The 14005-nt window shown below is 63.6% G+C and carries 15 protein-coding genes; 10 read left to right on the forward strand and 5 right to left on the reverse strand.

The annotated features are described in order from the left end of the window. Positions 1-123 precede the first annotated feature (123 nt). Positions 124-819, reverse strand: coding sequence for a uracil-DNA glycosylase (gene ung / locus NAO55_RS17550; protein ID WP_102840687.1), 696 nt, complete (start codon positions 817-819; stop codon positions 124-126). A gap of 251 nt (positions 820-1070) precedes the next feature. Here ung and NAO55_RS17555 point away from each other — a divergent pair, with 251 nt between their 5' ends. Both NAO55_RS17555 and NAO55_RS17560 read left to right on the forward strand, forming a co-directional pair. Then, entirely contained in the window at positions 1071-2315 is a 1245-nt protein-coding gene (locus tag NAO55_RS17555; protein ID WP_063544743.1) for an ABC transporter substrate-binding protein, read from the forward strand. Positions 2316-2466: 151 nt separating this feature from the next. Beyond that, positions 2467-3285: an enoyl-CoA hydratase gene (locus tag NAO55_RS17560; RefSeq protein ID WP_102840686.1), complete on the forward strand. Its 819-nt coding sequence runs from the start codon at positions 2467-2469 to the stop codon at positions 3283-3285. Between the two features lie 110 nt (positions 3286-3395). Here the strand turns inward: NAO55_RS17560 and NAO55_RS17565 are convergent, their stop codons facing one another. Continuing rightward, a complete protein-coding gene (locus tag NAO55_RS17565; protein ID WP_102840685.1) occupies positions 3396-3836 on the reverse strand; it encodes a hypothetical protein in 441 nt (146 codons plus the stop codon). Positions 3837-4067: 231 nt separating this feature from the next. On the opposite strand from NAO55_RS17565, the gene rsxA reads away from it, so the two are divergent. From rsxA to NAO55_RS17605, 8 genes are all read left to right on the forward strand, one after another. Beyond that, positions 4068-4652 (forward strand): electron transport complex subunit RsxA, encoded by a 585-nt coding sequence (gene rsxA / locus NAO55_RS17570; protein WP_011912394.1) that lies wholly within the window; start codon positions 4068-4070, stop codon positions 4650-4652. Further along, positions 4649-5224 (forward strand): electron transport complex subunit RsxB, encoded by a 576-nt coding sequence (rsxB, locus tag NAO55_RS17575; protein WP_011912393.1) that lies wholly within the window; start codon positions 4649-4651, stop codon positions 5222-5224. Before rsxA ends, rsxB begins: the two co-directional genes overlap by 4 nt. Beyond that, entirely contained in the window at positions 5221-7704 is a 2484-nt protein-coding gene (rsxC, locus tag NAO55_RS17580) for an electron transport complex subunit RsxC (protein WP_102840684.1), read from the forward strand. Before rsxB ends, rsxC begins: the two co-directional genes overlap by 4 nt. 107 nt (positions 7705-7811) lie before the next feature. Beyond that, on the forward strand, positions 7812-8840 hold the full coding sequence (locus NAO55_RS17585; protein ID WP_011912391.1) for an RnfABCDGE type electron transport complex subunit D: 1029 nt from the start codon (positions 7812-7814) through the stop codon (positions 8838-8840). A gap of 1 nt (position 8841) precedes the next feature. Further along, positions 8842-9615: an electron transport complex subunit RsxG gene (gene rsxG / locus NAO55_RS17590; protein ID WP_102840683.1), complete on the forward strand. Its 774-nt coding sequence runs from the start codon at positions 8842-8844 to the stop codon at positions 9613-9615. Then, positions 9612-10325, forward strand: coding sequence for an electron transport complex subunit E (locus tag NAO55_RS17595; protein ID WP_102840682.1), 714 nt, complete (start codon positions 9612-9614; stop codon positions 10323-10325). The genes rsxG and NAO55_RS17595 overlap by 4 nt, the downstream gene beginning before the upstream one ends. A 10-nt stretch (positions 10326-10335) precedes the next feature. Then, positions 10336-10974, forward strand: a complete 639-nt coding sequence (gene nth, locus NAO55_RS17600; RefSeq protein ID WP_102840681.1) for an endonuclease III — start codon at positions 10336-10338, stop codon at positions 10972-10974. A gap of 108 nt (positions 10975-11082) precedes the next feature. Further along, entirely contained in the window at positions 11083-11262 is a 180-nt protein-coding gene (locus tag NAO55_RS17605; RefSeq protein ID WP_013982061.1) for a PA3496 family putative envelope integrity protein, read from the forward strand. Positions 11263-11301: 39 nt separating this feature from the next. Here the strand turns inward: NAO55_RS17605 and gloA are convergent, their stop codons facing one another. The 3 genes from gloA to NAO55_RS17620 form a co-directional block, all read right to left on the reverse strand. Continuing rightward, complete coding sequence (gene gloA / locus NAO55_RS17610) at positions 11302-11694, reverse strand: lactoylglutathione lyase (RefSeq protein ID WP_102840680.1); 393 nt, start codon at positions 11692-11694, stop codon at positions 11302-11304. Positions 11695-11789: 95 nt separating this feature from the next. Further along, positions 11790-13007, reverse strand: coding sequence for an argininosuccinate synthase (locus tag NAO55_RS17615; protein ID WP_102840679.1), 1218 nt, complete (start codon positions 13005-13007; stop codon positions 11790-11792). Between the two features lie 82 nt (positions 13008-13089). Next, positions 13090-13983 carry a flagellar protein MotY gene (locus tag NAO55_RS17620; RefSeq protein WP_102840678.1) on the reverse strand — a complete coding sequence of 298 codons (894 nt, stop codon included), beginning with the start codon at positions 13981-13983 and terminating at the stop codon, positions 13090-13092. Positions 13984-14005 lie beyond the last annotated feature (22 nt).

The raw sequence follows: 14005 nt of genomic DNA on the forward strand, positions 1-14005 counted from the left end.
AAGCAGTTCGCCCAACAGACCCTGCCCAAGCTGGAAGAACATCTCAAGCAAGCGAAGGAACTGCAGGCCAAGCACGGCCAGCAGAACTGAGGCCCGGACCCGATGCCGCGGGCCGGCATCGGTTCATACCCGGTCAGGCAGTTGCCAGTCGATCGGCTCAAGACCTTGCTGTCTCAGAAACTGATTGGCACGACTGAAGTGCCCGTTACCCAGAAAACCACGATGCGCCGACAGTGGCGAAGGATGCGCCGACTTGAGCATCAAATGCCGCGTCGGATCGATCAGTCGCGTCTTCGACTGTGCGTGCGCGCCCCAGAGCATGAACACCAGATGCGGGCGACACTCGCCAACCACCTCGATTACTCGGTCGGTGAATTGCTGCCAGCCAGCCTTGGCATGGGATCCTGCCAAGCCCTGCTCCACCGTCAGCGAGGTGTTTAGCATCAGCACCCCCTGCTCCGCCCAGCGCTGCAGATAGCCGTGAGAAGGAACCGGTAGATTGAGGTCGCGCTTGAGCTCCTTGAAGATGTTCTGCAACGACGGCGGCGGTGCCACGCCAGGCTGCACCGAGAAACACAAGCCGTGCGCCTGCCCTGGCCCGTGATAAGGGTCCTGCCCGAGGATGACCACTTTGACCTGCTCGAGGGGCGTCGAGTTGAGCGCATTGAAGATCAGCGGCCCCGGCGGGAAGATCACCTTGCCGGCAGCCTTTTCGCGACGCAGAAACGCGGCCAGTTGCTGCATGTAGGGTTTGTCGAACTCGTCGCGCAGGGCTTCTTTCCAGCCAGCCTCGAGCTTGATGCGATCATCCTGGGTCATGAGCGGTTTCTGGATAGCCAAACGGCGGAACCCTAAGGAACGCCGGGCGCCCTTGTCAACGCCGAAACGCCTCGACCATTGCGTCACCGCAATATCATCCCCCCTCCTTTAGTCATAATTGCACCTGGCTCACGGACTGATGCGGACAAGGCTTCCGATGCGCACATAAAGAGTGACGCCTACCCCAGCCGCAGGGTAAAAAAGCCAACTGCCGACAAACCAATAACAAAAGCGACAACAAGGAACATGCAATGAACCGGATTACTCTTCTGGCGCTAGGGCTGGGGTTTTGTCTTACGGCTCAGGCTGCCGATCCCATCACACTCGGCCTCAATTACCCCCGCACTGGCAGCTACAAGGAAGAAGGTCTGGCGCAGATGCGGGGCGCCCTGTTGGCCATCGACGAAATCAACGAAGCAGGAGGCGTGCTCGGCCGCCCGCTGCAACTCATCAGCCGCAATACGGCCTCACGCCCCGAGAAGGCGGTCGCCAATGTCGACAAGATGGCCGACGAAGGCGTCGCGATGCTGTTCGGCGGCGTCTCCAGCGCCGTGGCTATCGCAGCGAGCAAGCGCGCCAAGGAAAGAGGGCTGCTCTACTTCGGCACGCTGACGTACTCCAACGACACGACCGGCAAAGACGGCCACCGCTACATGTTCCGCGAGTGCAACAACGCCTGGATGAGTGCGCGCGTGCTGGGGCAGTATCTGAACGAGAACCTGCCGGGCAAGAACTACTTCTATATCACTTCCGACTACACCTGGGGCCATACCAGCGAGAGCTCGTTGCGCCAGGCTACGGGCACCGTCGACCAGAACAGGCATCCAGGTATCAAAACGGCATTTCCGGGCGCTCGCCTGTCCGATTACCGGGCAGCACTGGAGAAAGCCGCCAGCAGTAACGCCGACGTCCTGGTACTGGTGCTTTTCGGCGAGGACATGGTGCGTGCCATGCGCATCGCCGATGATCTAGGCCTGAACAAGAGGATGCAGATCGCTGTTCCCAACCTGACGCTGTCGATGGTCGAACTGGCCGGCCCCGACATCATGCACGGCGTTCTTGGCACGGAGCCCTGGACCTGGCGAGTTCCAGACCTGGAGGGCTCCGAGCGCGGCAAGGCCTTCGTCCGGGATTTCGGCGAGCGCTATCAGACCCACCCGTCGAGCTCCGCTGCCTCGGCCTATAGCATCGTTCATCAATGGGCGGATGCAGCCAAACGAGCTAGGAGCATCGGCAGCGAGCAGGTCATCGCGGCGATGGAAGACCACAGCTACACCCTGCTTAAGGATCGCCAGCAATGGCGCGCGTTCGACCATCAGAACGTGCAGTCGGTCTACGCAGTGCGCGTGAAGCCGCGCGAGGAAGTTCTCAAGGACCGCTTCAAGCAGGACTATTTCGAGATCGTCCATCGTCTGTCCGGCGAGCAGGCCGCCCCTTCGCTGACCGAGTGGCAGGAAGAGCGCCGTGCCGGCGGGCAGCCGACTAGGCTACAGTGACCTGCAACGGCAGCGCCTGACGCGAGCAGGCGCTGCCAACGGGACTTTTCTGGGACCGGTGTCCACTGCAACCTCGGCGAGCTTGGGATACAGGCGCGGAGGCAGATTCAGGCGCCGGCCGGCAGCCCTGACCTGTCAAGAGGATCTCGATATGACTACCGCACTAGAACCCTATCAAGCCGGCGTCTTCGACCTGACTCACAAGCTGACCGTGGAAAAACACGGTCACACCGCCCTCATCACCATCAATCACCCACCGGCCAATACCTGGGACCGAGAGTCGCTGATCGGTCTCAAGCAAGTGGTGGAGCATCTCAACCACGACGATGATATCTATGCTCTGGTGATCTGCGGCCAGGGCGAGAAGTTCTTCAGCGCCGGCGCCGACCTCAAGCTATTCGCCGACGGCGACCGAAACCGAGCGCGGGAGATGGCCCGGCGCTTCGGCGAAGCCTTCGAAACGCTGCGCGATTTCCGCGGTGTCTCGATCGCCGCAATCAACGGTTTCGCCCTCGGTGGTGGGCTTGAGTGCGCGCTGGCTTGTGACCTGCGCATCGCTGAGCAGCAAGCGCAGTTGGGCCTGCCGGAAGCCTCGGTCGGACTATTGCCCTGCGCTGGCGGCACTCAAGCCCTGGCCTGGCTGGTCGGCGAAGGCTGGGCAAAACGCATGATCCTCTGCGGCGAGCGCATCACCGCGGAGACAGCACTACGCATCGGCCTAGTCGAGCAGGTGGTCGAACCTGGCCAGTCGCGCGGCCATGCCCTGCTCCTCGCCTCCCGCGTGGCACGCCAGAGCCCAGTGGCGGTACGCGCCATCAAACCTCTGATCGACGGAGCACGGCTACGGGTTCCCGCCACGTTCGCGGCGGCAGAGCGCGAGGCGTTCGTCGGATTGTTCGAAGCCGAAGACACGCTCGAGGGCGTCAACGCCTTTCTCGAAAAGCGCGATCCGCGCTGGCGCAACCGCTGACGCATCCGTAGCGGGACTTGTGCAGGTCGTTCAGCTGCCGATATGACGCACCTTCGGAAGCGAAGCTCGTTCCGACTGAACGACACCGGCCTTGTCTGAATAATGCGGTTTCAACGCCGGTAGGGTCGGTACTGCTGCTGGTAGCGGCCGTCCCGGTTGTAATGAGGCCGCAGCCGATGATCGCGGCCGTCGCGAATGATGTGCGGGCGTTGCTGACGATGATCCGGGCGCCAGTGCTCGCGGCGCTCGAAACCGCGGTGACGATCGTAGTACTGCGGTGGGAGCTGGCTCTGATACCGCGGCGGCAGGTTACGTGGATACTGCGGATAGTGCGAATAAGGGCTGCGCGGATCGTACTGACGGGGACGGCTGTCATGCCGATAGCCACGGTTGTAGCCCTGGCCGTAGCCGGCACTATAACCATGGTTGTAATAGCGTGGGCTTTCAGCCTGGAACACCCAGACGCCGTCTCGCCGATCCGCCTGCGCCTGCGCCTGCAGGCTCGCCCCCAGGCCGAGGCACAGCAGGACCAACAATGATCGAATGCTCATGGGAACACCTCCGATGGTGTCATGGACCCCAGCTCATCAGACCACAACCAGCGGCCAGCTGCTGAAACGGCGGACAACCGGCGGCCATGTAGCGTCTGGACCCGCTCCAGATGTCGCCGGATCAGCGCGACCGGCTGCCGCAGCTTGTATGCCCGCCGCCGCTTCCCGATAATAGCGGCCCTTTAGCCCCACGGCTCTCGCAGAGCGCGACGGAACGGGAACAGACCCTAGATGACCGAACTCGCCCTGATCATGGTTAGCGCCATTCTGGTCAACAATTTCGTGCTGGTGCAGTTCCTCGGTCTGTGCCCGTTCATGGGCGTGTCGAAGAAGATCGAGACGGCCATCGGCCTGTCGCTGGCGACCACCTTCGTGTTGACCTTGGCAGCGATGTGCAGCTATCTCGTTCAGCAGTACGTGCTCAAGCCGCTGGACCTGGAATTCCTGCGCACCATCAGCTTCATTCTGGTGATTGCCGTAACCGTCCAGTTCACCGAAATGGTGGTAAACAAGACCAGTCCGCTGCTCTATCGCGTGCTCGGCATCTTCCTGCCGCTGATCACCACCAACTGCATCGTCCTAGGCGTGGCCCTGCTCAACGCCAACAAGGCCGAGTTCACCTTCCTGACCGCTACCGTGAACGGCTTCGCCGCGGGGCTGGGCTTTTCCCTGGTGCTGGTGCTGTTCGCCGCCATGCGTGAGCGCATCGCCATTGCCGATGTGCCCAGATCGTTCCAGGGCGCGGCGATCGGCATGATCACCGCCGGCCTCATGTCGCTGGCCTTCATGGGCTTCACCGGACTGATCAAGCTATGAGTGCGGTTCTCATCGCAGTGCTTGCACTGCTCGCCCTGTGCCTGCTTGGCGGTGCCATCCTCGGTTTCGCCGCCGTGCGCTTTCGCGTCGAGGGCGACCCCATCGCCGAGCAGATCAATGCCCTGCTGCCGCAGACCCAGTGCGGCCAGTGCGGCTACCCGGGCTGCAAGCCCTACGCCGAGGCCATCGCCGGCGGCGACAAGATCAACAAGTGCCCGCCGGGCGGCGAAGCGACCATCCAGGCGCTGGCCGACCTGCTCGATGTCGAGCCGGAACCGCTGGATGCCGAAGGCGGCGAGAAGCCGCAGATGGTCGCCTACATCCGCGAAGCCGAGTGCATTGGTTGCACCAAGTGCATCCAGGCCTGCCCGGTGGACGCCATCGTCGGTGCCGCACGGCAGATGCATACCGTCATAATCTCCGAGTGCACCGGCTGCGACCTCTGCGTCGAGCCCTGCCCGGTGGATTGCATCGACATGATCGAGGTCGGCAGCAACCTGCAGAGCTGGAAGTGGAACCGGCCGCTGGCGCCCGGCCAGCTGATCGCGACTGACCGGGAGCAGGCGGCATGACCTCACTCAAGGTATGGGACATCCACGGCGGCATCCATCCGCCGGAGCACAAGGAGTTGTCCAACCGCACCCCGATCCAGCCTGCGCCACTGCCCAAGCGCCTGGTCCTGCCCTTGGCGCAGCACCTGGGCGCACCGGCCGAACCCTGCGTGACGCTCGGCGAACGCGTGCTCAAGGGCCAGCAGATCGCGCTCGCCAGCGGTTTCGTCAGCGCCGCGCTGCACGCGCCGACATCCGGCGTGGTCAGCTTCATCGGCCCACAACCCTACCCGCATGTCTCGGGCATGCTCGTCGACGCAATCGTCATCGACAGCGATGGTGAGGACTGCTGGCTCGAACTCGAGCCCCACCCCGACTACCGCGCGCTGGAGCGTCCGGTGTTGCTCGAACTGATCCGTCAGGCCGGAATCAGCGGCCTCGGCGGCGCCGGCTTTCCCACTGCGGTCAAACTGACCCCACCGCCGACGCAAAGCATCCGCACACTGATCATCAACGGCACCGAGTGTGAGCCGTACATCACCGCCGACGACCTGCTGATGCGCGAGAAAGCCGCCGAACTGGTGGCGGGCATCGAAATCCTCGCGCACCTGATCCAACCGCAGGAGGTACTGATCGGCATCGAGGACAACAAGCCCGAGGCCATCGCCGCGGTCCGCGCGGCCATCGGTGGACGGCCCTTCGTGCTCAAGGTCTTTCCGACCAAGTACCCCTCCGGCGGCGAGAAGCAGCTGATCCAGATTCTGACTGGCGAAGAGGTGCCCAGCGGCGGCCTGCCCGCGGATATCGGCATGCTCTGCCAGAACGTCGGCACCTGCGTCGCTATCCATGACGCCGTGCTGCTCGGCAAACCGCTGATCTCGCGAATCACCACCCTCACCGGCGAAGCACTGGCGCGCCCGATGAACGTCGAGGTGCTGATCGGCACGCCAGTCGAAGAACTGCTCGCGTTCGCCGGACTCGAGCAGAGCCGGCTCAACCGCCTGATCATGGGCGGCCCGATGATGGGCTTTACCCTGCCGTCCCTCGACGTGCCGGTGATCAAGACCACCAACTGCCTGCTCGCCAGCACGCTCGAAGAGCTGCCTCCGCCGCCACCAGCGCTGCCCTGCATCCGCTGCGGCGAGTGCGCCGAGGCCTGCCCGGTCAGCCTGCTGCCGCAGCAGCTGCATTTCTTTGCCCTCGGCCAGGAGCACGAGCAGCTCAAGGCCCATAACCTGTTCGACTGCATCGAGTGCGGAGCCTGCGCCTACGTCTGCCCGTCCAGCATCCCGCTGGTGCAGTACTACCGCGCCGCCAAGGGCGAGATCCGTGAGTTGGAGCAGAAGCAGCAGAAAGCCGAGCACTCCAAGCAGCGCTTCGAACTGCGCCAGGAGCGTCTGCGCCGCGCCGAAGAACAGAAGGAAGCCGAGCGCAAGGCCCGCGCGGAGCGCGCCGCACGCGCCAAGGCGGCGCAGGGCGAAAGCGTGCAGACGGCCTCCAATAGCGCCGCTGCAGCTCCGAGCTCAGCGCCCAAGTCGGGCCTCTCGGAAAGCCAGAAGAAATTGAAGATCGAAGCCAGCATGGCCCAGGTCGCCCTGAAGAAGGCGGAAAAGCAGCTCGCCGCACACGACACGCCCGAACTGCAAGCCCAGGTTGCCGACCTGCGCAAAGCCGCCGAAGCGGCGCAGCAGGCACTCGATGCCGCCATGCAGGAGAGCGCCAGCGCCGCGCCTACCGCCAAGCCAGCGGACGACGAGGCGCTGAAGAAGGCCAAGATCGAAGCCGCCATGCTCAAGGCGCAGATCCGCAAACTGGAAAAGCTCGAAGCGCCGGACGACGACCAGCAGGCCGAGCTCGCGCGTCTGCGTCAGCAACTGCACGAAGCTGAACAAGCCCTAGCAGCCGCCCAGAGCACCGCCCCCGCTCCCGCCGCCAAACCAGCGAATGACGAGGCGCTGAAAAAGGCCAAGATCGAAGCCGCCATGCTCAAGGCGCAGATCCGCAAGCTGGAAAAGCTCGAAGCACCGGACGAGGACCAGCAGGCCGAGCTCGCTCGTCTGCGTCAGCAGCTGCACGAAGCCGAACAAACCTTGGCAGCCGCCCAAAGCGCCGCTCCAGCTCCCACCGCCAAGCCGGCGGACGATGAAGCCTTGAAGAAGGCAAAGATCGAACTGGCGATGAAACGCGCCGAACTGAAGAAGGCCGAGAAAGCCGGCGCGCAAGAGGCGGAACTCAGCCGGCTGCGCGACGCGCTGCAGGCGGCCGAACAAGCCCTGCATGCGGCCGAAGAAGCCTCGCACAAGCCCGCCCCGGAACTGGTGCGCACCAGCACGCCCGGTGTCGATGAGCGCCAGCGCGAACTGAAGACCGAGGTTGCCTTCGCCCGCGCCGATCTGCGCAAGCTGGAGCGAGACGAGCAGACCGAGCCCATGACACTGGAGGCCGCTCGCCTGCGACTCAGCGAAGCCGAACGGCAGCTGGCGGACTATCAGCAATCGTGAGAAATGGCCGCTGCACCGGTGCGCTGGTGTAGTCGCTCGACAAGTCAGAGAGATTCGAGGAAGTGGCCCAGGCCACATCCCAAGACAACACCTTCACCGGAGAGCCAATGGCCCTGCCCCGCATCACCTCGCCCCACGCCAAGGGCGCCAACCGTACCCAGCGGGTCATGCTGCTGGTGCTCGCGGCCACCCTGCCCGGCGTGGTTGTGCTGACCTGGCTCTACGGCGCCGGCACGCTGATCAACCTCGCCTGGGCATCGCTCGCCGCACTTGCCTTCGAAGCGGCGATTCTCCGCCTGCGGCAGCGGCCGGTGGGCTTCTTTCTGCGCGACGGCAGCGTGCTGGTCACCGCCGTGTTGCTGGCCTTGGCGTTGCCGCCCTACTCGCCCTGGTGGCTGACGCTGATCGCCACCGGCTGCGCCGTGGTGTTCGGCAAGCAGCTGTATGGCGGCCTGGGCCAGAACCCCTTCAACCCGGCGATGATCGGCTACGTGGTGGTGCTTATCTCCTTCCCGGTGGAGATGACCACCTGGCCGGTGCCGCACAGTGTCGGGCTGAGCGCCGGCCTGCAGCATATTCTCGGTATCGCCTCGCTTCCCGACGGCTGGACCCAGGCCACCGCCCTGGATGTGCTCAAGGTGAACAAGAGCCTGACCATCGACGAGCTCTGGCGCAATCCGGCCTTCGGCCACTTCGGCGGCATCGGCTCGGAAGTGGTGAACCTCGCGTTTCTTGCTGGCGGCCTGTTCCTGCTACACAAGCGGCTGTTTAGCTGGCACGCGCCAGTCGGCATGCTCGGCGCGCTGATGCTGATGAGCCTGGTGTTCTGGAACGGCTCGGGTTCGGATAGCAACGGTTCGCCGCTGTTTCACCTACTCAGCGGCGCCACCATGCTCGGCGCCTTCTTCATCGTCACCGATCCGGTCAGCAGCGCCACCAGCCCACGTGGACGCCTCATTTTCGGTGCTGGTGTCGGTGTACTGGTATACGTCATCCGCGCCTGGGGCGGCTATCCGGACGGTGTCGCCTTTGGCGTGCTGCTGATGAACCTTGCCGCTCCCACCATCGATTACTACACCCGCCCGCGCACCTACGGCCATCGCAAGGCCGAGCGCGGCTTCAAGCTGGGCGAATGACATGATAGTTCCGGAAATCAGCCGTTCGATGCTGAAGAACGCCACGGTGCTGGGCTTGTTCGCCATCGTCACCGTGGGCGCGGTGACCCTGCTGCAACAGGGCACTGCCGAGCGCATCCAGGCCGCTGAACGCGCCGCCCAGGTACGTGCGCTGGGCGAGATCCTCCCGGCTGGCAGCTACGACAACCATCTGCTCGACGACAGCGTGCTGGTTCAGGATCGCCTGCTAGGCAACCGAAGCCCACTGCCCGCCTATGTCGCCATCAAGGATGGACGCCCCACCGCCGTAATCCTCCAGGCCATCGCTCCGGACGGCTACAGCGGCGCCATTCATCTGCTGGTGGGCATCCATGCTGACGGCCGGGTCGCTGGCGTGCGAGTCATTGGCCACCGGGAAACCCCCGGTCTCGGCGACAAGATCGAGCTCGCAAAGAGCCCCTGGATTCGAAGCTTCGAAGGCAAGTCGCTAACGAACCCAGAGGCCGACGGCTGGGCGGTGAAGAAGGACCGCGGTGAGTTCGACCAGTTCGCGGGCGCCACCATCACACCGCGCGCGGTGGTCGGTGCGGTGCATCGTGCCTTGCAGTACTTCGATGCACACAAGGCCGAGCTACTGGCAGCCGAAGGCGCGACGACCGAGGCCGCTGGCGACGTCTTGGAAAGCCGCACCGAGCCCGCCGAAGCCACCGTCCACTCACGCGCCGGCGGTGCCGCCACACGCGACGAATTGCGCACCACCGAGCCGGCCGCCGAGCCGCAAGGGGACCAGCCATGAGCACACCCAGCTACCGCGAACTGACCGTCAACGGCCTGTGGAAGAACAACCCGGCGCTGGTGCAGCTGCTCGGTCTCTGCCCGCTGCTCGGCGTCAGCAACTCGGCGGTCAACGCACTCGGCCTCGGCCTGGCGACCATGCTGGTGCTGACCTGCTCGAACATCGGCGTATCGCTGGTGCGCGGCGTGGTCAACACCGCCGTGCGCCTGCCGGCGTTCGTGATGATCATCGCCGCGCTGACCACCTGCATCGAGCTGCTGATGCAGGCCTTCACCTACGAGCTGTATCAGATCCTCGGCATCTTCATCCCGCTGATCACCACCAACTGCGTGATCCTCGGCCGCGCCGACGGCTTCGCCGCCAAGCACAACCCGCTGATCGCCGGCTTCGACGGCCTGGTGATGGGCATCGGCTTCTGTCTGGTGCTGGTGGTGCTGGGCGGTCTGCGCGAGCTGTTCGGCACCGGCGCGCTGTTCGCCAACATGCACCTGCTGTTCGGGCCGGTCGCCAGCGACTGGCAGATCACCCTGTTCAGCGACTATAAGGGCTTTCTGCTGGCCATCCTGCCGCCTGGCGCCTTCATCGTGCTCGGCCTGCTGATCGCCCTGAAGAACCGGATCGACGAACAACTCGCCGAACGTGCCCGTGCTGCCCAGCCAACCGCGCCGGCTGCCAGCCGCCGAGTACGGGTGACCGGGGTGATCGAGTGAGCCCGTTCCGATGAATGCCGACAAACGCCGGGAGATCTTCCGCCGCTTCCATGACGACAATCCAGAGCCGAAGACCGAGCTGGCCTACAGCACACCCTTCGAGCTGCTGATCGCAGTGATCCTCTCGGCCCAGGCCACCGACGTCGGCGTGAACAAGGCCACCGCCAAGCTGTTCCCGGTGGCCAATACCCCGGAAGCCATCTACGCCCTCGGCTACGATGGCCTGTGCGAATACATCCGCACTATAGGCCTGTACCCGAGCAAGGCGAAGAATGTCATCGAAACCTGCCGCATCCTGATCGAGCAGCATGGCAGCCAGGTACCGGACAACCGCGAGGCGTTGGAAGCATTACCCGGAGTGGGTCGCAAGACCGCCAACGTGGTGCTGAACACCGCCTTCCGCCAGTTCACCATGGCAGTGGATACACATATCTTCCGGGTCAGCAACCGCACCGGAATCGCCCCCGGCAAGAACGTGCTGGAGGTGGAGCGCAAGCTGATCCGCTTCGTGCCGAAGGAGTACCTGCTGGATGCGCATCACTGGCTGATCCTGCATGGTCGCTATGTCTGCAAGGCGCGCAAACCGCAGTGCGGCAGCTGCCGGATCGAAGACCTCTGCGAATACAAGCACAAGACATCTGACGATTGAGCGGATAGCGAAAAAGCCAGCCGCACGATTGAAAAAAACTTTTTTACCGCCTCCAGATTTGCCGCTATAAGGTGCGCCAAGAGCGCCCCGTAGCCTTGGAGTGAACAAGTGGCCGAGAAAGAAGACATTCAGATCGAAGACGATTTCATCGCCGAAGATGACGACGAAAGCAGCGAAGCCCCTGTCGAGGTCGCCAAGACCAATCTGACCAAGCGCCGGATCATCGACAACCTGCTCGAGGAACGACGCCTGCAGAAAGAGTTGAACGACTTCGACTTCGATCTGTAAAAGAAAAAGCCCCGCAAGGGGCTTTTTCATGCCTGCCGATCAGTCGGCGCGGGACGGAGACAGGAGTTCGATCTTGTAACCATCCGGGTCCTCGACGAACGCCAGGATGCTGGAGCCATGTTTCATCGGCCCAGCATCACGGGTGATCTTGCCGCCACGTGCGCGGATGTCTTCGCAGGCCTTGTAGACATCTTCGACTTCCAGGGCGATATGCCCGTAGCCGTCGCCCAGCTCGTATTTTTCCACGCCCCAGTTGTGGGTCAGCTCGATCACGCTGTTGTGCGCCTCGTCGCCGTAACCGACGAAGGCCAGGGTGAATTTGCCTTCCGGATAATCCTTGCGGCGCAGCAGGGTCATGCCCAGCACCTCGGTATAGAAGGCGATGGACTTTTCCATATCGCCGACACGCAGCATGGTATGCAGCAGTCTCATGATTCAGGTCTCCTCGTTCGGCAGCGCTTGTGGCAGTGCAGAAAGTACAACCCCGGCACATGGCCGGGGTCGGTTGGCTCAGGCGCGTCAGCTTATCAGAACTGGGTGCGGCCCTTGCCCGCGGCGATGCGCATGCGCAACGCATTGAGCTTGATGAAGCCGCCAGCGTCGGCCTGATCGTAGGCGCCGCCGTCTTCCTCGAAGGTCGCGATATTGGCATCGAACAGCGAATCGTCCGACTTGCGGCCGACCACGATGACATTGCCCTTGTACAGCTTCAGGCGCACCACACCGTTCACGTTGACCTGGGAGGCATCGATCATCTGCTGCAGCATGCTGCGCTCCGGGCTCCACCAGTAGCCGTTGTAGATCAGGCTGGCGTACTTGGGCATCAGCTCGTCTTTCAGATGAGCCACTTCGCGGTCCAGAGTGATCGACTCGATGGCGCGGTGGGCCTTGAGCATGATGGTGCCACCGGGGGTTTCGTAGCAGCCGCGGGACTTCATGCCGACGTAGCGGTTCTCGACGATGTCCAGGCGACCGATGCCGTTCTCGCCACCGATGCGGTTGAGTTCGGTGAGTACCTGAGCCGGGGTCATGTCCTTGCCGTCGATGGCAACGATGTCACCCTTGCGGTAGGTCAGCTCGATGTAGGTCGGGGTGTCCGGCGCGGCTTCCGGGGACTTGGTCCAGCGCCACATGTCCTCTTCGTGCTCGGTCCAAGTGTCTTCCAGCACGCCGCCCTCGTAGGAGATGTGCAGCAGGTTGGCATCCATGGAGTATGGCGACTTCTTCTTGCCGTGGCGCTCGATCGGGATGGCGTGCTTCTCGGCGTAGTCCATCAGCTTCTCGCGCGACAGCAGATCCCACTCGCGCCAGGGAGCGATGACCTTGACGCCTGGCTTGAGCGCGTAGGCACCCAGCTCGAAGCGCACCTGGTCGTTGCCCTTGCCGGTGGCGCCGTGGGAGATGGCGTCGGCGCCGGTCTCGTTGGCGATTTCGATCAGACGCTTGGCGATCAGCGGACGGGCGATGGAGGTACCCAGCAGATACTCGCCTTCGTAAACGGTGTTGGCGCGGAACATCGGGAACACGAAGTCGCGAACGAACTCTTCGCGCAGATCATCGATATAGATTTCCTTGACGCCCAGGGCCTGTGCCTTGGCACGCGCTGGCTCGACTTCCTCGCCCTGGCCGAGGTCAGCGGTGAAGGTCACCACTTCGCAGTTGTAGGTGTCTTGCAGCCACTTGAGAATCACCGAGGTGTCCAGGCCACCGGAATAGGCCAGAACTACCTTCTTAACGTCCGCCATGCCATCAGCTCCACGGGTTGTACGGAAAACCTGCGATTCTACCGGTCGCGGGGCTGCTTTTACAGGGGCGGCGGACGCGCAGTCAGGAAGATGGCGCACTTGCTTCGGTCGAGGCCGTAGCGGCCGCAGCTTCGCGCTGCAGACGCAGGGTAACCCGCCGGTTCTTGGCCCGATTGGCTTCACTGTTGTTGGCCACCAGGGGATAGCGTTCGCCATGGAAGCGCACAGTGACCTGCTCCTGTGGCACGCCACTGGCGACCAGGTACTCCTGCACGGCCAGCGCACGGCGTCTCGACAGATCGCGATTGACCAGTCGATTGCCGCTATTGTCGGAGTGACCGTCGAGCTCGATGCGATTCACGCTGGGGTCGGCACGCAGGTACTGCAGAATGATGTCGAGCTTGGCACGTCCCAGCGCGTCGAGCGCCACATCGCTGCTGGGAAAGCCGATCTGCGATTGGCGCACCTGATCAAAGTTGACCGGCAACAGTTTCGCCGTGCAGGCGCGATAGTCCTCGTAAGCCTTGGTGAAACGCGCCGGTAGCAGGCGGATCTCCAGTGTTTCGCCGCCATGCTGCGTACGATGGCGCACCACCGGGCTGCGCCCTTCGAGCAGTCCGCTGAGCAGGCGACCGGCCTGCGCTTGCGTGCTGTTGAACGGAACATCGCCACCACCAATCGACACCACGCCCAGGTTGATATCGCTGCGTGACGGCTGCCACGGCGCGGCGGCGGCCAGCAGCGTGGCCGAGCCCGCGCCCAGCCAGCGTTCCGGAGAGTGCAAACGGAAGGTCGCCTGCTCGCCTGCGCGCCGCACGAATTCGCCACGACCAAAACCGGCGATAGGCTGGATCAGCCGACACTCGAATTGGTCGCCCTCCACCTGCCATTGCACACGCTCCAGCCGCGTCTGAAAGGTCAGCGCGTTGGCCGGTGAAGCGAGCAGGCACATCAGTACGAGGGGGCGCAGGCGCACGGTGGGCTCCGGGAGGATGCTG

Source organism: Stutzerimonas frequens (assembly GCF_024448335.1).
In the GTDB taxonomy this organism is placed as follows: domain Bacteria; phylum Pseudomonadota; class Gammaproteobacteria; order Pseudomonadales; family Pseudomonadaceae; genus Stutzerimonas; species Stutzerimonas frequens.

Excerpts from the sequence above, each read along its gene's own strand:
- NAO55_RS17585 (WP_011912391.1), top strand. The coding sequence starts at position 7,812 with ATGGCCCTGCCCCGCATCACCTCGCCCCACGCCAAGGGCGCCAACCGT.
- rsxB (WP_011912393.1), top strand. The coding sequence starts at position 4,649 with ATGAGTGCGGTTCTCATCGCAGTGCTTGCACTGCTCGCCCTGTGCCTG.
- rsxA (WP_011912394.1), top strand. The coding sequence starts at position 4,068 with ATGACCGAACTCGCCCTGATCATGGTTAGCGCCATTCTGGTCAACAAT.
- NAO55_RS17560 (WP_102840686.1), top strand. The coding sequence starts at position 2,467 with ATGACTACCGCACTAGAACCCTATCAAGCCGGCGTCTTCGACCTGACT.
- NAO55_RS17555 (WP_063544743.1), top strand. The coding sequence starts at position 1,071 with ATGAACCGGATTACTCTTCTGGCGCTAGGGCTGGGGTTTTGTCTTACG.
- gloA (WP_102840680.1), bottom strand. The coding sequence starts at position 11,694 with ATGAGACTGCTGCATACCATGCTGCGTGTCGGCGATATGGAAAAGTCC.
- rsxG (WP_102840683.1), top strand. The coding sequence starts at position 8,842 with ATGATAGTTCCGGAAATCAGCCGTTCGATGCTGAAGAACGCCACGGTG.
- NAO55_RS17615 (WP_102840679.1), bottom strand. The coding sequence starts at position 13,007 with ATGGCGGACGTTAAGAAGGTAGTTCTGGCCTATTCCGGTGGCCTGGAC.
- rsxC (WP_102840684.1), top strand. The coding sequence starts at position 5,221 with ATGACCTCACTCAAGGTATGGGACATCCACGGCGGCATCCATCCGCCG.
- NAO55_RS17565 (WP_102840685.1), bottom strand. The coding sequence starts at position 3,836 with ATGAGCATTCGATCATTGTTGGTCCTGCTGTGCCTCGGCCTGGGGGCG.
- NAO55_RS17595 (WP_102840682.1), top strand. The coding sequence starts at position 9,612 with ATGAGCACACCCAGCTACCGCGAACTGACCGTCAACGGCCTGTGGAAG.
- nth (WP_102840681.1), top strand. The coding sequence starts at position 10,336 with ATGAATGCCGACAAACGCCGGGAGATCTTCCGCCGCTTCCATGACGAC.
- ung (WP_102840687.1), bottom strand. The coding sequence starts at position 819 with ATGACCCAGGATGATCGCATCAAGCTCGAGGCTGGCTGGAAAGAAGCC.